Source organism: Polynucleobacter sp. HIN11, from assembly GCF_030297675.1.
In the GTDB taxonomy this organism is placed as follows: domain Bacteria; phylum Pseudomonadota; class Gammaproteobacteria; order Burkholderiales; family Burkholderiaceae; genus Polynucleobacter.
Window position 1 is genome coordinate 1,514,928 of the sequence record NZ_AP028142.1, and the last position, 20,100, is coordinate 1,535,027.

22 protein-coding genes are annotated in these 20,100 nt (G+C 43.6%); 15 read left to right on the forward strand and 7 right to left on the reverse strand.

Going from position 1 to position 20,100, the window contains the following annotated elements; translation table 11 throughout:
- The first annotated feature begins 60 nt into the window (after positions 1-60).
- Entirely contained in the window at positions 61-675 is a 615-nt protein-coding gene (locus QUE60_RS07580) for a glutathione S-transferase family protein (protein ID WP_286226601.1), read from the forward strand.
- 7 nt (positions 676-682) lie between these two features.
- Here QUE60_RS07580 and mnmA read toward each other — a convergent pair whose 3' ends face one another.
- On the reverse strand, positions 683-1,792 hold the full coding sequence (gene mnmA, locus QUE60_RS07585) for a tRNA 2-thiouridine(34) synthase MnmA (protein ID WP_286226602.1): 1,110 nt from the start codon (positions 1,790-1,792) through the stop codon (positions 683-685).
- Between the two features lie 200 nt (positions 1,793-1,992).
- Here mnmA and QUE60_RS07590 point away from each other — a divergent pair, with 200 nt between their 5' ends.
- The 9 genes from QUE60_RS07590 (at position 1,993) to QUE60_RS07625 (ending at position 10,000) form a co-directional block, all read left to right on the forward strand.
- Entirely contained in the window at positions 1,993-3,129 is a 1,137-nt protein-coding gene (locus tag QUE60_RS07590; RefSeq protein ID WP_286226603.1) for a Re/Si-specific NAD(P)(+) transhydrogenase subunit alpha, read from the forward strand.
- 17 nt (positions 3,130-3,146) lie between these two features.
- Entirely contained in the window at positions 3,147-3,482 is a 336-nt protein-coding gene (locus QUE60_RS07595; RefSeq protein WP_286226604.1) for a proton-translocating transhydrogenase family protein, read from the forward strand.
- Positions 3,483-3,496: 14 nt separating this feature from the next.
- Positions 3,497-4,861, forward strand: a complete 1,365-nt coding sequence (locus QUE60_RS07600; RefSeq protein ID WP_286226605.1) for an NAD(P)(+) transhydrogenase (Re/Si-specific) subunit beta — start codon at positions 3,497-3,499, stop codon at positions 4,859-4,861.
- A gap of 82 nt (positions 4,862-4,943) precedes the next feature.
- Positions 4,944-5,930 carry a site-specific integrase gene (locus tag QUE60_RS07605; protein ID WP_286226606.1) on the forward strand — a complete coding sequence of 329 codons (987 nt, stop codon included), beginning with the start codon at positions 4,944-4,946 and terminating at the stop codon, positions 5,928-5,930.
- A 223-nt stretch (positions 5,931-6,153) separates the two neighbouring features.
- Positions 6,154-8,193 (forward strand): AAA family ATPase, encoded by a 2,040-nt coding sequence (locus tag QUE60_RS07610; RefSeq protein WP_286226607.1) that lies wholly within the window; start codon positions 6,154-6,156, stop codon positions 8,191-8,193.
- Positions 8,194-8,445: 252 nt separating this feature from the next.
- Positions 8,446-8,805, forward strand: coding sequence for a hypothetical protein (locus QUE60_RS07615; RefSeq protein WP_286226608.1), 360 nt, complete (start codon positions 8,446-8,448; stop codon positions 8,803-8,805).
- 17 nt (positions 8,806-8,822) lie between these two features.
- Entirely contained in the window at positions 8,823-9,359 is a 537-nt protein-coding gene (locus QUE60_RS07620; RefSeq protein ID WP_286226609.1) for a hypothetical protein, read from the forward strand.
- Positions 9,360-9,590: 231 nt separating this feature from the next.
- Positions 9,591-9,764, forward strand: a complete 174-nt coding sequence (locus QUE60_RS09190; RefSeq protein WP_353506034.1) for a sigma factor-like helix-turn-helix DNA-binding protein — start codon at positions 9,591-9,593, stop codon at positions 9,762-9,764.
- A 29-nt stretch (positions 9,765-9,793) separates the two neighbouring features.
- Positions 9,794-10,000, forward strand: coding sequence for a hypothetical protein (locus tag QUE60_RS07625; RefSeq protein ID WP_286226610.1), 207 nt, complete (start codon positions 9,794-9,796; stop codon positions 9,998-10,000).
- Here the strand turns inward: QUE60_RS07625 and QUE60_RS07630 are convergent.
- Positions 9,997-10,242, reverse strand: coding sequence for a helix-turn-helix domain-containing protein (locus tag QUE60_RS07630; RefSeq protein WP_286226611.1), 246 nt, complete (start codon positions 10,240-10,242; stop codon positions 9,997-9,999). The two genes, QUE60_RS07625 and QUE60_RS07630, sit on opposite strands and share 4 nt — an antisense overlap.
- A gap of 75 nt (positions 10,243-10,317) precedes the next feature.
- On the opposite strand from QUE60_RS07630, the gene QUE60_RS07635 reads away from it, so the two are divergent.
- Positions 10,318-10,560: a hypothetical protein gene (locus tag QUE60_RS07635; RefSeq protein ID WP_286226612.1), complete on the forward strand. Its 243-nt coding sequence runs from the start codon at positions 10,318-10,320 to the stop codon at positions 10,558-10,560.
- Complete coding sequence (locus QUE60_RS07640; protein ID WP_286226614.1) at positions 10,561-10,917, forward strand: hypothetical protein; 357 nt, start codon at positions 10,561-10,563, stop codon at positions 10,915-10,917. It abuts the gene before it with no gap.
- A 654-nt stretch (positions 10,918-11,571) separates the two neighbouring features.
- Here QUE60_RS07640 and QUE60_RS07645 read toward each other — a convergent pair.
- From QUE60_RS07645 to QUE60_RS07660, 4 genes are read right to left on the reverse strand one after another with little or no spacing between them, the layout of a single operon-like run.
- A complete protein-coding gene (locus tag QUE60_RS07645) occupies positions 11,572-12,546 on the reverse strand; it encodes a Bug family tripartite tricarboxylate transporter substrate binding protein (protein ID WP_286226615.1) in 975 nt (324 codons plus the stop codon).
- A 22-nt stretch (positions 12,547-12,568) separates the two neighbouring features.
- Positions 12,569-13,624 carry an Ldh family oxidoreductase gene (locus QUE60_RS07650; RefSeq protein ID WP_286226616.1) on the reverse strand — a complete coding sequence of 352 codons (1,056 nt, stop codon included), beginning with the start codon at positions 13,622-13,624 and terminating at the stop codon, positions 12,569-12,571.
- Positions 13,621-14,379, reverse strand: a complete 759-nt coding sequence (locus QUE60_RS07655) for a GntR family transcriptional regulator (protein WP_353506036.1) — start codon at positions 14,377-14,379, stop codon at positions 13,621-13,623. The genes QUE60_RS07650 and QUE60_RS07655 overlap by 4 nt, the downstream gene beginning before the upstream one ends.
- Positions 14,366-15,292, reverse strand: a complete 927-nt coding sequence (locus tag QUE60_RS07660) for an SMP-30/gluconolactonase/LRE family protein (RefSeq protein WP_286226619.1) — start codon at positions 15,290-15,292, stop codon at positions 14,366-14,368. The genes QUE60_RS07655 and QUE60_RS07660 overlap by 14 nt, the downstream gene beginning before the upstream one ends.
- Before the next feature lie 156 nt (positions 15,293-15,448).
- On the opposite strand from QUE60_RS07660, the gene QUE60_RS07665 reads away from it, so the two are divergent.
- Positions 15,449-16,384, forward strand: a complete 936-nt coding sequence (locus QUE60_RS07665; protein ID WP_286226620.1) for a 3-hydroxyacyl-CoA dehydrogenase family protein — start codon at positions 15,449-15,451, stop codon at positions 16,382-16,384.
- Here QUE60_RS07665 and QUE60_RS07670 read toward each other — a convergent pair.
- Positions 16,371-17,522: a mandelate racemase/muconate lactonizing enzyme family protein gene (locus QUE60_RS07670; protein WP_286226622.1), complete on the reverse strand. Its 1,152-nt coding sequence runs from the start codon at positions 17,520-17,522 to the stop codon at positions 16,371-16,373. The genes QUE60_RS07665 and QUE60_RS07670 overlap by 14 nt on opposite strands.
- A gap of 31 nt (positions 17,523-17,553) precedes the next feature.
- Here QUE60_RS07670 and QUE60_RS07675 point away from each other — a divergent pair, with 31 nt between their 5' ends.
- A complete protein-coding gene (locus QUE60_RS07675) occupies positions 17,554-18,516 on the forward strand; it encodes a Bug family tripartite tricarboxylate transporter substrate binding protein (RefSeq protein ID WP_286226623.1) in 963 nt (320 codons plus the stop codon).
- 25 nt (positions 18,517-18,541) lie between these two features.
- A complete protein-coding gene (locus tag QUE60_RS07680) occupies positions 18,542-20,089 on the forward strand; it encodes a UxaA family hydrolase (RefSeq protein ID WP_286226624.1) in 1,548 nt (515 codons plus the stop codon).
- Positions 20,090-20,100 lie beyond the last annotated feature (11 nt).

The window sequence follows — 20,100 nt, forward strand, 5'->3', positions numbered from 1 at the left end:
ATCAAAACTTGATTTTAATGGGTTTATGGCTGACCTCATAGATTGCTATACTGCGCCCTTATGAAAATTATTGGATCTTTAACTAGCCCCTTTGTTCGCAAAGTGCGCATCGTCATGGCGGAAAAAAAGATTGATGCCGAACTGGTCCTTGAGAATGTATGGAACTCAGAGACCACCATTGCAGAATTTAATCCCTTAAGTAAGATTCCGTGCCTTCTCATGGATGATGGTGGTGCCATGTTTGATTCGCGAGTGATTGCTGAATACATTGACACCCTAAGTCCAGTTGGCAAGCTCATCCCTGCCACTGGGCGGGAACGTGCTGCGGTTAAAACTTGGGAAGCCCTAGCCGATGGCGTAATTGATGCTGGTATTTTGGCGCGCCTAGAAAAAACCTTTCGAAATGATGGCGAGCAAAGCGAAAAGTGGCTTGAGCGTCAAATGCATAAAGTGCATCAAGGCATGGAGACCATGTCAAAGAGTTTAGGTAACTCAAAATGGTGCCATGGCAATCAATTTAGCCTTGCTGACATTGCCTTGGGATGTGCGCTTGGCTGGTTTGAATTACGCTTTCCTGAGCTCAACTGGAAAACTCAATATCCAAACCTTGCCACACATTTTGCACTACTATCGGATCGCCCCTCATTCAAAAAGACTGCGCCGCCTGCGCAGTAATCAATCCTTAGCGAACGATAATTCCACCGCCCAAGCAAACATCTCCTTGATAGAGAACGGCGGACTGGCCTGGCGTCACTGCCCACTGAGCCGCCGCAAATTGCAACTCGAAGGAATCGCCTTGCTCCGCAGTGATTGCGCAGAGGGCATCTTCTTGCCGATAACGGGTTTTTGCGCTGTATTGGCCCAGCGGCGGTTCATGACCCGAGATCCATGAGGCATCCATTGCGGCCAAGGTTTCGCTCAATAACCACGGATGATCGTGGCCTTGTGCGACATAGAGCGTGTTATTCGCAAGGTCTTTGCGGGCCACATACCAAGCATCACCGGTTCCATCTTGGCTGCCACCCAAACCAATTCCTTTGCGCTGCCCCAGTGTAAAGAATGCCAAGCCCATATGCTCGCCCAATTTCTTGCCATCGACACTGAGGATGGGACCTGGGGTTCTCGGCAAATAGCGGTTTAGGAATTCTCGAAATGGGCGCTCCCCAATAAAACAAATCCCGGTTGAATCTTTCTTACGAGCGTTAGGCAAACCCAAATCTGCAGCAATCTCACGAACCTCTTTTTTGGTGATTTCACCCAAGGGGAACAAGACTTTTGATAATTGAGCTTGAGTTAAGCGATGCAAGAAATAGCTTTGATCTTTCGTCAGATCCCGGGCTTTCAGTAGTTGCACATGATCAGCATGACGCTCAACTCGGGCATAGTGCCCAGTGGCAATCAAATCAGCCCCCAAATGCATTGCGTGATCTAAAAATGCTTTGAATTTAATCTCGGCATTGCAAAGCACATCCGGATTTGGTGTGCGACCTGCTGCATACTCTCTCAAAAAATCAGCAAACACACGTTCACGATACTCTTGGGCAAAGTTCACTGCTTCAACATCGATCCCCAAAAGATCAGCAACAGATACAACATCAATCCAATCTTGCCGTGCAGAACAATACTCATCTTGATCATCGTCTTCCCAATTTTTCATGAAAAGACCAAGCACCTCATAGCCCTGTTCTTTCAGTAACCAGGCGGCCACCGAGGAATCAACGCCCCCAGACATGCCTACCACCACCTTTGGTCTGCCAGAGGGTGTAATTTTTTGGGATTCTGTGGCGATCATGGATGAAAAATAGAAATATTAGGGGAAACCATTAAAAAGTGCGAAAATACGGAAATTGTTTCAAGCTCACATATTGTAAAAGTCTCGGTCAAGCTCTGGCCAAAGGGATATACAGGAGACTGGGCGGGCTAGCTCACAAGGCATGGCTAATTAATTAAAATGGTTCCTTTTTTAAAAATTCTTGCTTTTGGAGATACGCCATGCGCATTGGAGTGCCGCTGGAAACCAGACCCGGAGAGACCCGGGTTGCCGCGACCGCTGAGACCGTTAAAAAGCTAATAAGCCAAGGTCATCAAGTCATTATTCAATCAGGTGCAGGGGTTGGCGCCAGCCTTCCCGATGGTGCCTATCAGGCCGTAGGGGCTAGCATTGGGTCTGCAGCCGATGCATTTGCCTGTGAGATTGTTCTCAAGGTTCGTGCGCCTCAGGCTGATGAGCTAAAGCAGATTAAGGCGGGATCCGTCCTGATTGGTATGCTCGATCCCTTTGATAATGCAGGAATTTCTGCCATGGCAGCTCAGGGAATCACCGCTTTTGCCCTCGAAGCCGCGCCACGGACCACCCGTGCGCAAAGCATGGACGTCCTTTCCTCCCAAGCCAATATTGCCGGTTACAAGGCCGTGATGTTGGCCGCTAATGAATATCAGCGCTTTATGCCCATGCTGATGACAGCTGCAGGAACCGTAAAAGCTGCCCGCATCCTCATCTTGGGTGCTGGAGTTGCCGGTTTGCAAGCTATTGCGACCGCTAAGCGCCTAGGCTCAGTGATTGAGGCCTCTGACGTACGCCCTGCTGCCAAAGAGCAAATTGAATCGCTTGGCGCCAAATTTGTCGATGTACCTTATGAAACTGATGAGGAACGCGAGATTGCTCAAGGGGTTGGTGGTTATGCTCGCCCCATGCCGGAGGCATGGATGAAGCGCCAAGCGGCACTGGTGGCTGAGCGTGCAGCCCAAGCAGACATTGTGATCACCACTGCATTAATTCCGGGGCGCAAACCCCCTGTTCTCTTGCATACCGATACCGTTGAGAAGATGAAAGCTGGCTCTGTGGTGATCGATATTGCCGCTGGGCGCGGTGAGAACGGTTCGGGGAACTGTCCACTGACTCGTGCAGACCAGGTGATCAATCACAACGGCGTAAAGATCGTTGGTTATACCAATTTACCAAGCATGGTGGCTGCCGACGCCTCAGCCCTCTATGCCAGAAACTTGCTTGATTTCATGAAGCTCATCATTAACAAGGAAGGGCAACTTGCCATTCCAGCTGCAGCCGATGACGATATTGTTGCCGCCTGCTTGATGTGCCGTGATGGCCAAGCCATTCGCACCAATTAATTATTGAGGGAACCAAAATGGATGCTGCTGCTATTCAAAGTCTATTAACCGTCCAGAACATCACAGTTTTTGTGTTGGCTATTTTTGTTGGCTACCACGTGGTGTGGAATGTCACACCTGCTTTGCATACCCCGCTGATGTCGGTCACGAATGCCATTTCAGGGATCATCATTGTGGGTGCAATGTTGCAAACGGAAGTCATCAACGGTGATGAAATCACCCTAACGAGCTTGATTGGAGCGCTGGCTATTTTCCTAGCGTCCATCAATATCTTTGGTGGTTTTATGGTCACTCGGCGAATGCTTGAGATGTTCAAGAAAAAAGCTCCGAAGAACGAATCGGCTGGTCACTAATAAGAGAGCACATCATGTCAAACTTCACAGCCATTTCTTATCTCGTTTCGTCCGTGCTATTCATTTTGGCACTGAAAGGACTCTCATCCCCAACCACCTCGCGCCAAGGCAATGTCTATGGCATGGTTGGGATGGCACTTGCGGTAGTTACTACCTTCCTCATTCCAAGCTTTAAGCCGGTATATTGGTTAATTGGTGGAGCAATCATTGCTGGTGCCATCATCGGTTCGATTGCAGCACAGCGAGTGCAAATGACCAAGATGCCTGAGCTTGTCGCTTTAATGCACTCCTTTGTGGGTTTATCAGCGGTATTAATTGCGATTGCTGCAGTCTTTAATCCTGCCCAAGCTCATAGTGGTGCCCAGAAGATTGAGTTATTTATTGGGGCCTTTATTGGTGCAATTACCTTCACCGCATCCGTCATTGCTTTTGGAAAACTCTCTGGAAAGGTAAGCGGCAAACCAGTGAGCTTTTCGGGGCAACATTTGCTCAACTTAATCATGGCGATATTGATGGTCGCTGCTGGCATTGCGTACTTCCTCACCGACAGTCACGCCGCATTCTTGATCATGTGTGCAATTGCTTTGGTGCTCGGTATCACCTTGATTATTCCGATTGGTGGCGCTGATATGCCAGTGGTGGTATCGATGCTCAACAGCTACTCTGGCTGGGCAGCGGCTGGTATTGGCTTTACTCTCAACAACCCAGTGTTAATCATTGCGGGTGCTTGCGTTGGATCCTCTGGTGCGATTTTGTCCTACATTATGTGCAAGGCAATGAACCGCTCAATTACCGCTGTCTTGCTCGGCGGCTTTGGTGCTGAAGCCGCTGCTGGTGGCGACGATGGCGGCCCCAAGAACTACAAAACAGGTTCTGCTGAGGACGCGGCTTTCTTAATGACTAACGCGGATACAGTAATTATCGTTCCAGGTTATGGTCTTGCAGTAGCGCGTGCTCAGCATGCCCTTAAAGAGCTCACCGAGAAGTTAATTCATCATGGTGTTACTGTGAAGTACGCGATCCATCCTGTTGCTGGTCGTATGCCAGGACATATGAACGTACTGTTAGCCGAGGCAGAAGTTCCTTACGATCAAGTGTTTGAGATGGAAGACATTAATAGTGACTTTGGGCAGGCAGATGTGGTTCTCGTTTTGGGTGCCAATGACGTGGTAAATCCTGCAGCACGCACGCCCGGTAGCCCAATTTTCGGTATGCCCATTTTGGAAGCGTTCAAAGCCAAAACCATCATCGTCAACAAACGCTCGATGGCAGCTGGCTACGCCGGCCTCGACAATGAGCTTTTCTACATGGACAAAACCATGATGGTCTTTGGTGATGCCAAGAAGGTGGTTGAGGACATGGTCAAAGCGGTGGATTGAGTCTGGATAGCCTTACCCAGTAAGGCTTGAAAGCAAAAAAGAATATGGAAGGCCTAAATCTGTCCTAATTGGGGGGCAGAAAATGGCAACATTCAGAAATAGACACGGGAAGTGGCAAGCCCGTGTTCAACGCAAAGGGCAGCAGCCCGTCAGTAAATCATTTCAATCCAAAGAAGATGCCCAGAGATGGGCTAGGCAAATCGAGGCCGAGATTGATAAAGGCAGCTATACCAACATAGCGCTAGCTGAAAGAACTCTGTTTAAAGACGTTATAGAGCGCTATATCCAAGAAGTAACCCTCAAAACTCGCAGTATGCGAGAGGACACTTACCGCCTCAAAGCGCTAGCAAGGCATCCCGTAGCGAAATTACGTATGACCGCCCTAACCCCCATCAAGGTTGCCGAGTATCGTGACGAGCGATTAAAGCTTGTATCGAATGGAGCGGTGATTCGGGAGCTATCTTACTTTTCCAGCATCATTAATCACGCTAGGCGTGAATGGGGAATCAATATGATCAACCCGTTACCTTTAGTGAAGAAGCCAGCCAGCCCCCAAGGGAGAAACCGAATACTCACAGAAGAAGAGCTGGGTCGGCTATACGCAGCACTCACACCAAGAGTAAAAAATGCAAACCATTGGATATTGCCCTTAACTAAGTTTGCTCTTGAAACTGCCATGAGGCGGGGTGAAATCTTGGGGCTACGTTGGGAAGACATCGACCTACAGAAACGCACCGCTTTTATTCCGCTGACTAAAAATGGCATGTCTAGGCTGGTACCACTTAGCACTGCAGCCCTAGAAATACTACTAGCACTGCCAAGAAATTTAGATGGCCGAGTATTTCCAGTTACACCATTCACCCTATCTGCTGCAATTGATAGAGCGAGAATCAAAGCCAAGCTTGAGGACTTTCATTTTCATGATCTCAGACGCATGGCAATTACCAGACTGGCCGAAAAATTACCAAACTTGATTGAATTAAGTGCAGTAAGTGGGCATAAGAGCTTGGCTATGCTTAAAAGGTACTATCACCCCGACCCTGAAAAACTTGCAAAAAAACTAGGTTAATTAAATAAAAAACATGTGTACAGCTTAATTATGGCGAGATCTTAAATTTTTCAATAGAATCCAAAAATCAATCCAAGGTGTGGCTACCGACAATAGATGAACAGCCAGCATCGTCGTAGGCAGTGGGCTATACGACCGCTACAAAAAGATTGATCTCATTGATATTGGAGATCTTCTATTTCGTAGCCTGATCTCCATTTTTTAAAAATTTTGGAGTCATTAAATGAATAAGCAAGTTGTTGTAATCGCCCCTAATCTAGAGAAAATCCCAGCTTTATTAAAACAAAAGTCAAATTGGTTATGCTGGAAACGGGCAGAATTAAAGCCAAATGGCAGATACGGAAAACTTCCTACAAATGTTCATGGGAGGGTAATTAATGCCCACGATACAAAGCACCATGTATTGATTGAATCAGCATTCGATAGTTATCTTTCTGATAAGGCTTCACTTGATGGAATTGCCCTTGACCTACCTGTCGACCCTCAAATATACGGCCATACTGATGATGGACAACCTCTTTATTTAATTGGTGGGGATATCGATGAATGCATAACGTATGAGGGCAATAAACCCGTGATGAGTGATCAAGCCAGGAGTGATTTAAAAGCACTGGGCACTCCTTATTGGGAACTCTCTCCATCCGGGACTGGAATTAGATGGTTTGGCTTACATACAAAACCGCTTAAGGGTGGCAATAAAAATGGTCGAGAAATGTATTCAAGCGGGAGGTTTTTGACTGTTACCGGAAAAAGTAAGGGTGGAGAAATTAAGATACTGCCCCCAAATATTGAACTTCTTGAGCGAGAGTGGTTTGGATCTACCAAGATAAACAATACCAATGCCGATCTACTGGCGCACCCATCAACCTCTTACTATCAATTACCTGAAAAGATTAATGATGGAGAGGGTCGTAATTCTGGACTACTTCGCTATGCAGGTCACCTTCGAGCTAAAGGCTTATCCCAAGAAGAAATTGAATTAAGCTGTATTGGATTTAATCAAGTAAAAATTAATCCGCCTCTACCAATAGAGAAAGTATTGGATATAGCTAGGCGATACGAGAATCAAACTGCATTTCCCCATGAAACATTTCACAAAGATGCATCCAAAGTTAAAGAATCTGGTTTTGCTCTTAATTTAGATACTGGCTTAATTAAACTTGTAGCCTCATCGCCTAAAAGACCATTTATTGCTGGTGATGACATCATCCCTTTGGGAACATATAGTGCGCTAGCTGGTTGGGGTGGTGTCGGTAAAACCAACGCTGTGATTTCTTTAGCGACACAAGCTTCTATTGGAGGGGTATTTGCTGGTCGGGATTGCAAAGAAACATGTGTATTAATGCTTGCCTGCGAAGATAGTGAAGCTGAAATTAACGCTAGGTTTTGTGCTGCTATTGAAAATCTTCCTAAAGAGAGGCATGAAGATGCCCTGAAAAATATAAGGGTATTTAGCCTTGTTGGTCAGGATATCCAAATGGTCAGGATGAGTGGCAGAAATGCTGTACCAACGGGTAAATCTGAGACTCTCATTAATGCAATACATACTCTTAAACAGCAGACTGGAATTGATAGGTGCCTTGTCATCATTGATCATGCGCGGATGATTGCCAGCGTTGATTGGAATGATTCTGCTCAAGCCACTGTTTTTACTAGGGAAATGCAGCACATCGCTTCTGAAACTGGTGCTGGCTTAGTCGTTTTGACACATACCAATAAAAATTCTATGAAAGCTGATCATGCCGCTAGTCAAGGCGATATATCGGGCTCAACCGCAATTGTTGATAACGCACGGTGGGTTGCTTTGGTGCACGGTATGAATGATGCAGATGCCAAATCTCTCGGGATCGGAATGGAGATGAGACAAAACTACGTTTCGATGGAAATTGTTAAAAGTAATTATTGCGCAATCGGCAGAATTGGGTGGTTTATTAAACGCACCATTAATCATCATTCAACATCGACTATTGAACATATTGAATTAGTAAAGCCGATCCTGACCAAACCGGGAGATAACGCACTTGAGAAGCGCTTAATCGATTTCATAACGAGTCATTCTGGCCTGACCATCAATAAGATTAAAGGCTTTTCTGGCACTAAAGGTGTGCTGAGGGCTAGTGAAAAAGCGGTGGTCTCTGCAATTCAAGAATTAATTGATAAAGGTATGGTGAAACTAGAAACCCCCTCGGATGAGCAACTTAAAACGCTGGGGTTACCCAAAAATACTTCCGGGATTCTACTTGTGCCAGAGGGGGTTAAATGACATCTCATAACACCACCCAAGTAAAGCAACCGTCAGGCTCAACATGGGACAAAACTCAAAAACTAGGCGCAAACCTAAGCTGGATATACGTTTGCGTCAGATTTTTACCCCCAGGTAAATTGGGCACCTCAAAACTGGGCGCAAGGGCCATGAAATATAAGGGTTTGCGCCGGGTAATTTTCTCCTACGTCCTTACGGACGGTGCGTGGCCTTACTCACACGCCACCGATCCTTTGTCAAAAGGGACTTTCCATGCAACCTGACAACATGCAGCCACCACTCATTAAGGAACCCTTATATCTCCAAATCCAGCGTCTAAGGGAGGAGGCTGCTGCAAGGACCTTAAATACGAATCGCCTAAAAATCGATGCTCAGGGCACATACACACCAGAGGAAAAATTGATTCTGTGGATTGAATCATTAACACCGGAGCAATTAAAAAGACCGTATAAAACATCTGAAGTTATCAAACTAGCATCACTTACGGGCAAATACCGTGACTACCCAGCACTACAAGAGGTAGCACAAATACTCCGTAAGCATGGATTTGAGCATAAGCGTAACTGGACTAAAGCCAGTAGAAATCAACGATATTGGAAATTTAAAAAATAAAAATGATCTCTGTTTCAATGAGAATTCGTAATGAAATTACTGCACACAGAGTTGCCGCAAGAATAGCTGGTATAACGATTCATAATCTGCCATTTAATCAATCATATGATCACCAAGAGGGGGTAGATAGCGGTGATCTATATTCTTATCAAATAGATTATTTACCAATTGAAGCTCAAGTACTTCTTGCAGAACATCAATTGATTAAAACCCAGAACAAGATCAGAGCTTGGCAATGTCAAGAATCTGAAAACGGGATAAATAAGACAGTCGGAATTAATGACAAAGAAAGATATCGGATCTTTAAAAACGCCCCGGCTTATGTGGGGAGCCAAATGAATGCGGCAATCAAGGTCTTAGAAAGGATAGATCCAATCATTGGGGCTGCATGGCAACATAGAAATTCGAAGTTTTATTCAAATGTTAAGCAAATAGAGCATCAATGCCCGAGCGCAACTGGTTGTAACAGGAAGCGAATGGATTTACTTACCCCTATTCTGACCGCTTATCTAGACGATATAAATATGTTTATTGAGGTTTTGATTTATAAGTAACAGACACGGTCCCATGCGGCCCCTTTTCGGTACTTAAATATCCCATCGCAAGAAACTTATTAAGTCAATTTATGCGTAAAAAGCCTCGAAATCTTCACTGCTCCTCTCTAAAGCTAAAAATATCCGTTTAACTTGGGTTAATTTATCCTTTTATTTCATATAGTGGAATCAAAATAGCGTATGCTGGTTATAGGGCCATTTTTTATAAGCACTTAGGAAACTGCCTAGAACATGGAACACCAAATCAAACCCACATCGCCATCCAATGGCTTAACACTCAAAGAAGTTGCGGATGTTATTGGTGCCACTTGCGAACAAGTTCGGAAAATAGAGGCCAAGGCACTCATCAATTTACAAAAGCAATTAGACCTTCGAAATCTGAAGCAGATAAATCAAATTATCTGACCTCAATACAACCATCATAGGAAAAATACATGAATAGTCCTTACCCAACTGAAAATGACTCAGAGCATATTGAAGATGTACCGACCCTCTCAGCAAGATTTAAAGCTACTAGAGCCATATTAAATGCTATTACCCGGGCAAAAATTACAGACGGAACATACAAGCCACAGAAAATTATTTGTAGATTTACGCCTAACGAGTCGGTAAGTAAATGGCTTAGTAAAACCGCTGATTAAAGTTTTGCGGCTGCAAGCAACTGACTAAGTGGAAATCTAAGAGCTTTAGAAATTTTAAGGAGATTCATCAAGGCAAGGTTATGCTCACCCCGCTCAATTCCACCCATATAGCTTCGATCAATCCCCACCTCATCAGCAAAAGCCTCCTGTGAAAGCCCTAAATCTTTTCGCATTTGCCTTATTGCTTTGCCCAAGGCCTTTAGCTCTTTTGATCCAGCATAACTAGGAGAAGGTTTTGCCATAGGCAGCATATTTGCCTATTGACTTGTTTAAAACCACGGGAGATGATACCCAATTTATTATCAGAAAGATAACTGATGAATGAAAAACAATTAAAAGTAATAAAGATAGCGGCAGCAATTATTGGATTGATGCTAATTTATCCTCCATATCGGATTTATGGATATGGCACAAATAGCAACGGCATTGTGGACACTGGGTATGAATTTATATTTTCCCTCCCTGATAGAGCAGTTGTTGATATCCTCACTCTCCTAATTCAATGGATTGGTGTGGCCATAGTTGCATTTGCAATTATTCAAATTAATCGAAACAAATAAATGTTTACAAATTTCATTAGAGATGTCAGAAAATTAAATCGTGTGAAAAATACATGGGGAATTATTTATAAAGAATATCGATTTTCGCCATCATCCGGCCTAATGAAGCATGCACAAAAAGCACTTTTTTCTATGGCTGATTTCATGGATGAGCATAATTTAGCAGTGTATTTTTTGGGAATCTATGGAGAAAGCATTGACACCGGAACACCGGGATCTAAAGAACAGTTTGAAAGATTTAAGGAAAAAATTAAAAATCAAATTAATCTTGGATTAGTCGAGGATAAGACTGCTCTAGAGGAATTTATTTCTCAAGCCGAACGCTTTGATGTAAATTGCGAGGAGCTAAAAACATAAAAATATTTTACCTATCAATTGTCATTCTGATAAGTACTGGTTGTGCTCAAACTCCTAAAACTGTAATAACCTCGAATGGAACGGAGGCCCTGCAACTACGCTGCGGTGGATCAACAAATACATGGAACACTGGTTACGCAAAAGCAAAGGAATACTGCTCTTCTGGATTTTCAGTCATCGATCAAGAGCAATTCATGCTAGATCTTGATCTTCCAATCAGAATTCTAACTTTTCGCTGCAAATAGTCTCAGACGTAAAACGTGTGTATATCCAATCGTGTAAAGGGCGCTATATGCAGGTTACTTAAACCCACCCGACACCCCACATCCCCATTGTCCATCCCCTACCCCACTGCACGGCTTGCCATAAGTATCTAGATTTCATACAGGTACGGCCTCGAGTCAATGCATTCAATAAGTTCTGGCCTAATTTAGGCCTAATAAGAGTATGATTTTTATCTTTAACAAAACAGATTTAGTCTTTAAGTTCTTTTGAGTGCGTCTAAGTCGCTGATTCCACTACACTCGCAAAATGTTGATATGTCTTTGGTGATGCCAAGAAGGTGGTTGAGGATATGGTCAAAGCAGTGGATTAATAAGGCCCCCATTGGGGACTAAAAAATGGGGCAAATGTGCCCCATTTTTTTTATTCAATTTAATTAAGTTGAATTTTTGATTTCTCTATTACAGATTTCCAACGAACAATATCTGAGTTGTATAGATCAGTAAATTGCTGAGTATTCATTGGTGCAATTTGAACTCCTGCTTTAATAAAACGATCTTTCAATTCTGGCGTATCCAACAATCTCATAATTGTGCTATTGAGTAAATTAATAATTTCTTTAGAAGTGCCAGCCGGAACAAATAATCCCTGCCATAGGGCCATCTCGTAGCCCTTAACACCAGCCTCTTGCATCGTTAGCAGTTCAGGGGCGCCACTAAAACGGTTTTTACTCGTAACCGCTAATGCTCTGACTTTTTCACCTTTATAGAGAGGCAAACCCACCGGCATGCCTGCAAAGTAAAAATCAATCTGACCACCTAAAACATCGGTTGCTGCTGGTGAGCCGCCTTTGTATGGAACATGGATAGCCTGTAAACCAGTAGTGGCTAGAAATAACTCGCCAGCCATGTGATCAGAATTACCGATGCCCGAGGATGCAAAGCTTAATTTACCGGGGTTTGCTTTTAGTGCAGCGATTAAATCTGCAACACTCCTCACCTTTGAGTTATTGTTCACAATCAAAATATGCGGGGTTGCGGCCACCCCCACAACTGGAATTAAATCTTTTTGACCGTTAAATGGTAATTTAGGATTAGCGGCTACATTGATAGCTAAACCATTTTGGGCAAATAATACGGTGTAGCCATCTGGAGCACTTTTAGCAACCGCGTCCGCAGCCAGACTTCCAGCCGCACCCCCACGATTCTCAACAATAACAGGCTGTTTCAACGCAAGACTCAAGTCATTAGCAATGATACGCCCAACAATATCAGTGGAACTGCCTGGCGCATAACCGATTAGCATTTTGATTGGCTTATCAGGATATGCTGCCGATGCAGGTTGAATCAAAACTCCCAAAAACACTACAAAAACTGTTGTTATAAATCCTTTTTCAAACCATTTCATTTTTGTCTCCTGTATTTAATAACTACAAATTTAAAGTTGATACTCCACTTTCAGATGCGCACTTATTTAGTGCACTTAATAATTCTTGGCTAATGGGTATTCCAAATTTAAGTCGTTGCTCCATTACTCTAGCAGCACCCTCTCCAGGAATTCGTATTTCATTCACCCCTGGCAATTTGCTTGATTTTTTAATATCCATTACCACCGTAGTGACACGTTTAATGAAATCTTCTGGGTTACCAAATGCCGCCGGATCAACTGCAATCATTGCTTGGCCGGTGTTAGTGATCAAGTCATGATGCGCATTGAAGTCGATAGTCTCTTTTCCAACTGCAGCACCATTGAGAGACCCGGCTAGAAGGCCAATCATAAGAGCCAACCCATATCCTTTGTAGCCACCAATCGGCAATAACGAACCTTCTGCAGCAGAGCTTGGATTTGTAATGGGGCTTCCCTTTTTATCAATCATCCAACCAACTGGAATTGACTCTCCTTTTTGGGCTGCAAGTTTGATCTTTCCATAAGCTGCCACTGTTGTTGCAATATCCAGTAAAACGATTGGATGATCTTTTGCAGGAACGGCGATCGCAATCGGATTAGTTGACAATAAAAGATCAATGCCGCCCCAGGGAGCCATATGGTTAGCATTACCGACAGCCATATAAATCCCAACTAAGCCCGCCTCAGCAATTTTGCGAACATAAACTGAAGCTGCACCCGAGTGATTTCCATGGTGGCTACCAGTCCACGCCACACCAAAATTTTTTGCTTTTTCAATCGTATGTTCAACCGATCTTGCCATGACCAAATGGCCCAATGCATTGTCACCGTTAATTAAGGTAACGGCTCCGCGATCTCTCTCAACGTGAATATTGGGTCGTAAGTTAATCCCGCCGGCACGAATACGCTTGATGTATGCAGGTAGGCGAAAAATTCCATGCCCATCAGCCCCCACCAGGTCCGATTGAATCATCAGATCTGCCACCAAAAGTGCATCCGCATAAGGTATTTGATTAGCTATCAGGGCATTCGAGATAAATTCTTGGGCTTTACCCACTGGCAAAAATAAGCTGGTCATAAAATTGAACGATTTCGAGTATCTTTAAATTCCATGTTGTAAATGTAACGATTCTCTGGATGATAAGTGACGGTGGCCTCAAATAACTCATCATGGGCGTTGTAATAGCGCCGAATAATGACAAGGCATGGTTCACCTATTTTGACCTTTAATTTTTTTGCTACTTGAGCTGCCGCTCCTGTTGCATAAACATTCACTTCGGCACGATCAATTCTGGTTCCGTATTTACTCTCAATTTGTTCAAAAACCATGGACTGCGTATGATCTGGTTCGGATGTCAATGCAGCAAATTGAGGGAGTATGTAAATATCGGTCCATGCAATGATTTGCTCAGAATCCTTTTGCTTTCGAATCGCCCCAATGTGATACCACGAGGAGCCCGCTGCTGCTCCGACTAACTTGCTTTGGATTGGATCTAGCTCAATAAACTCCTCTACCAAATTTTTGCGATATGTATCATCGGGGTAGCACAAAATGTCAACCGGGGAATTGAAACTTTGTGTAAATTTTCTGGGTATTTGTCGAGAAATAACTTGGGTAGGGGCGCCCTGCCGCCTGAGAATGAGGCCATTTGCCTCTAAGGTTTGTAATGCATGTCGAAGCGTGTGACGGCTTGCATTATGGGTTCGACAGAGAGAGCTCTCTGATGGCAAATTTGATCCAACCGTCCAAACACCCTTTTGGATTTTAGCCATCAGGGTATTTGCGAGGGATTGATAAAGAGGTGTTCGCTTTGACAAATTATGTAAGACCAAACATCTTTTTACCAGCGACTGGTAGTCGAGCTTTCAATATGTCACCTGATAACGATTCTGTAATGTACAGATCCTTTCCATCCGGCCCACCAAAGCATAAGTTCGCAAGATGGTGATGATGGGGATTTTCAGAGTAAATCAAATGTGTCGGCAGCATATTGCTATCAAAACGCCAAATGCCAATTCCCAAATGGCACACCAATAGTCCGTTTTCAGAATCCATCTCGATACCATCGGGACCGGCAACTCCCCCCGTTAGCTGAACTGCAACTCCTGTCTTAGAAACTGAACCATCCGCCATTAATGGCAAACGCCATATTTGTTGCGAGCGCGTTGCGGCAACGAATACATGTTTTTCTTGCGTATTTAAAGTGATCCCATTCGGGCTGGGAACATTCAGTGCCAAGCGATCTAATTGACCATTTGCACGCAAACGAAATACCCTACCCGTTGGATCGGCAATTCCTGTTTGTCCCTGATCTGTAAAGTAAAGATCGCCATTAGCTGCGAAATGCAAATCATTTAATCCCTTAAATGCCTCGCTATACATCGAGCCTAATACCGTCTCTAACTTACCAGTTTTGGGATCCAATGCCAAAAGACCCATCTTGTAATCACAAATAAATGCACGGCCATCCTTGTGGAATTTCAAGCCGTTGGGCCAGCCGTCATATTGGGTAATTAGCTCCCAGTCCCCCTTTGGCGTAATTCTAAAGATTCGACCGAATGGAATGTCGACAAACCAGAGATTCCCCTCTCGATCAAAGGACGGTCCCTCCAAAAAGCACTCCACCTCAGCATTTTGTCGATTGGGGTCTGACCAACCTGTTCTTGATTTTTTTCTAAATTTAGCGGGCATCGACATGAATACTTCTGTCTTGATTTTTTCCACAGGCTGGAAGGGGTTATGCATCGTCATCCAAAGACTCCCAAAAAGTTATACGTATAAGTTTAAATTACAGTTCTTGCAACAACATGGATATTTAACCATAAACAGTGATAAGCTTTCTCCTATACATTTTGATTTACATCTTTTATCACAACTTATACGTATAAGTATTGGAAACACATGAAAAGTATTGTTGTAATTGGCACAGGGACAATGGCCTCAGGAATTGCGGCAGGATTCATTTCACAAAGCGTACCTGTCATCATTTTGGGTCGTAGCAAAGAAAAAGCAGACTCTTGCTTACAAAAAGCGTTGGAATTAAGCCAAAAAATTGGCTTTTCTGGCAATTACGATGGTCAATCCATGGGGGCTATCAAAAATCTTCAATCCTCAGAGAAGCTGGATGATTGGAACCAATGGGGTCAGTCTCAATGGGTCGTAGAAACAATTACTGAAGATCTGTTCATCAAACAGGAGCTCTTCAAAAAGCTTGACCACCTTGTCCCTGAGCACATCCCAATTGGCAGCAATAGTTCAGGCTTTCCAATAACAAAAATAAGCAAAGGCTTAAAAACTGCGAATCGCATGTTTGGTGCACACTACTTTATGCCGGCAGAAATTGTGCCCTTAGTCGAAATTGTCTTAGGTGAGCGCTCGGACGAAAAAATGGCTCAGCAAGTCGTTACGCTATATCGCGATATCAAGAAAAAGCCTGTTCTAGTCAAAAAAGATATCCCGGGATTTCTAGCAAACCGTATTCAACATGCTCTTATGAGAGAAGCATTATCACTGGTGGACTCGGGCATTGCAACCCCTGAGGATATCGATGATGCCGTTCGATTTAGCTTTGGATTTCGCTACGCTGCTGTTGGCCCAATGACGCAAAAAGAAATATCAGGTTGGGATGGAATGGCAAATGCCGCCAAAGAAATTTATCCTTCGCTATCTAATATTGATTCGTTACCAAAAACCTTACAAACCTTAATGAATCAGGGCAAAACAGGGATGAAGGCTGGTGAGGGATTCAGGAAATGGGGTGCACCTGAAATAAAAGAGGTAATGGATTCGTATGGGAAGAGACTCAAAGCTGCTTTTGATGTTCTCAACATGAAATGACAGAGTACTCTTTGGCGATTGCTGATTTCAAAAGCATAATGTCTGGATCAATTCCTATTCCAGGCGCATTTAATTTCGAACTATCTAGCAATCCATTTTCTGCGACCAGTGGTACTTTGCATACATCAAAGCTCAGGTACTGATTTGACATGCTATATCCCCAAGGAAGCCGCCCTAAAGCAAATCCTATTGCAGCAGTTGCTGCGGCACTAATTGATGTTTCTGCAACCTTACAAGCCAAGTTAATCTTTAAGTTATTATTTTCTAACATCAAGGCGCACTCCATTGCCTCAATCAATCCGCCTGTCTTGATTAATTTAAGGCTTGCCCCATCAAATGCCTTTAACTCAATAAATTGTTCGACTTCACGAAGTCCATGGATTGACTCGTCCAATCCAATTGCAATTTTTGATTCATTTTTAAGACGACAAAAATCAAATGTAGATGAATTGCTAGTAATTAATTGTTCAGCAAATGCTAATCGCCCAACCTTATCTGATTGTGTAAAACGTATTGCATCCTCTATATTCATAGCGCCGTTTGCATCGACTGAGACAGTATCTTCCCCCAATAAATTTAACAACGTTTCGACACGTTTGATATCCTGCTCCAAGGGTAGCAAGCCGACCTTTATCTTCCAATGTCGATATCCCTGTCGACGCAAGGATTCGGCATCCATTTGCTCTTTTTCAATACTTCCCCCAAGCATCCGGAGTATTGGGATAGGCAATGGTTTATCTAAGTCGTTTTTTTTAAAAAGCGTCCTCAAGAATTTCCATAAAACGACATTCTCTTTTTGTGTATATATGTCTAGAAGTGCCATTTGCAAACAGGACTTAGCGGATGAATTCCCATACAAGACCTTATTAAGCTCAGCCGTTAAATTTCGTGGGTCCTCCCAGCTTATCCCTCGAACCTTTTGCACGAGATACCGAAGATTAGCCAATAAACTATCTAGAGTCTCTCCGGTCATGAGGGGCGCAACTGATGCCTCCCCCCATCCCGAATACCCCTTTTCATCAACGAGTTGTAAAACTACTGTTTTGGCATCAAAAACTGTTTCCCCGGACATTTTGATTGGATCACTTAATGGTATAGATAGGGGATATATCCGGGCATGAGCAATTTTCATTGGCATTTTTATAAATAATTATTCACAGGAGATCAGTATGCGTAATTTTATTTTGGCATTATCTGCGATCGGCGTATTTTTTTCATCAACGTCACAGGCTCAATCTTATCCAAATCAACCAATTAAACTAATCATTCCATTTGCTGCAGGTGGTCCATCTGATGTTTTAGCAAGAGGCTTCAGTCAAAAATTGGGCGAGACCCTTGGTCAGCCAATCATTATTGATAATAAGCCTGGTGCGGGAACAAATCTTGCAGCGGATCTTGTATCCAAATCAAAAGCGGATGGCTATACACTTTTTCTAATGATGGTTGGCACACAGGCGATTAATGAATCGCTCTACAAAAAGCTGCCTTACAACACTATTAAAGATTTTGCACCCATATCGTTGGTTGCCTCTTCCTCCCTAATGTTAGTAGCCAATCCTGGGGTTCCAGTCAAAAATGTGACTGAGTTAATCGCATACGCAAAAGCGAATCCGGGTAAAGTTAATTTCGGCTCTTCAGGTACTGGAACTCCATTGCATCTTGGTGGCGAACTGTTTAACGTTCAGGCGGGGGTCAATTTAGTTCACGTTCCTTATAAAGGTGCCGCACCCGCACTTACCGATGTTTTAGGCGGGCAAATACAAACTGCAATGGTCGGCACTCCCGCAGCGCTTCCGTATGTTAAAACTGGTAAGTTAACTGCAATTGGCGTAACCAGTCTTAAGCGATCTCCTAATGCTCCTGAAATTCCAGCAATTTCTGAAACGCTACCTAAATTTGAGGTTGAGTTGGTCTATGCAATGGTCGCACCTGCAGGCACTCCAAAAGACATCATAAGCAAGCTAAACACCAGTCTAATTTCAGTGCTTAATAACCCCGAAATTAAGTCTCAACTTAATTCGAAAGGATTTGATGTTGTTACAAGCACTCCAGATCAGCTTGGTGACTATATAAAGTCAGAAATTGCAAAATGGGCGCCGATTGTAAAAAAATCTGGTGCAACTGCGGATTAAAGTTTGGCACTGAAGAAATAACAACATGATTGAACTTACAAATAAAAAAATAATTGGGCCAGTAATTCGCCTGCACCCCAATGACAATGTCGTTGTGGCACGGATTGATGCCTCTATCGGAATGAGCGTTCCTGAAGAGCACTTCACAATACGAAGCCAAGTTCCCGCTGGTTACAAAATTGCTTCACGAAAAATTTTAAAGGGTGACCCAATTTTTAAATACAACGTCATTGTTGGATTTGCAAGAACAGATATCGAGGTTGGCTCGATGGTGCATTCCCACAATACTGAGTTTCGTGAATTTGATAGGGACTATGCCTATTCAAGTGAATACAAACCCGTTGACTATATTCCAACCGAACAAAGAGCCACCTTTCAGGGAATTATTCGCGAAGATGGCATGGTAGCAACTCGTAACTATATTGGCATCCTATCGACAGTAAATTGTTCCGCTACCGTTGTCAAAAAAATTGCAGAATACTTTACTGCTGAGCGATTGGCTAACTATCCAAATATTGACGGGGTAGTTGCTTTCTCACACTCCATTGGTTGCGGAATGGAAATGACTGGTGAGCCAATGCAGCTCTTAAGAAGGACGATGGCAGGTTATGCACGCCATCCAAACCTTGCGGCAGCTCTAATCATTGGTCTGGGCTGTGAACGCAACCAACTAAAAGGTCTCCTGGAGCAAGAAGGTCTTAATCCGAACTCGCGTTTACATACATTCATCATGCAAGAAGAAGGTGGCACCCGAAAGACCATTGAGGCTGGAATTGAAGCAGTCAAAAAACTATTACCAGAGGCTAATTTATATAAAAGATCAACTGTATCGGCCAGTCACCTATGTGTAGGCTTGCAATGCGGAGGGTCGGATGGGTTTTCATCTATCACTGCAAACCCCGCATTAGGCGCGGCGGTTGATTTATTAGTACGTCATGGAGGGACCGGTGTCCTATCTGAAACTCCAGAAATTTATGGTGTGGAACACACCCTAACCCGAAGAGCAGCATCAGAAGAGGTTGGGAAAAAGTTAATTGAGAGGATCCGCTGGTGGAAAGATGAATACTCAGTTAATCGTGATGTTCAAATTAATGGAAATGTTAGCCCCGGTAATCAAGTAGGTGGGCTGGCAAATATTTTTGAAAAATCACTTGGTTCCTCGATGAAGGGTGGCACAGGCCCATTAATGGATGTTTATAAATATGCTGAACCAGTTAAAAGTAAAGGTTTTGTCTTCATGGATACACCAGGTTTTGATCCAGTTTCTGCGACTGGACAAATTGCCGGGGGAGCAAATTTGATTGCCTTTACAACTGGTCGTGGCTCGATGTTTGGCTCAAAGCCTGCACCCTGCATTAAATTAGCTACCAATACCCCGATGTTTATGCGACTTCAAGATGATATGGATATCAACTGTGGTGAAATTTTAGATGGCACTGTTTCCGTGCAAGAAATGGGTCAACACATTTTTGAACTCTTTTTACGTATCGCATCTGGCGAAAAAACAAAGAGTGAGCTGCTTGGCTTAGGGGATCATGAGTTTGTTCCATGGCAAATTGGAATTATGAGTTAAACAAATCTAAA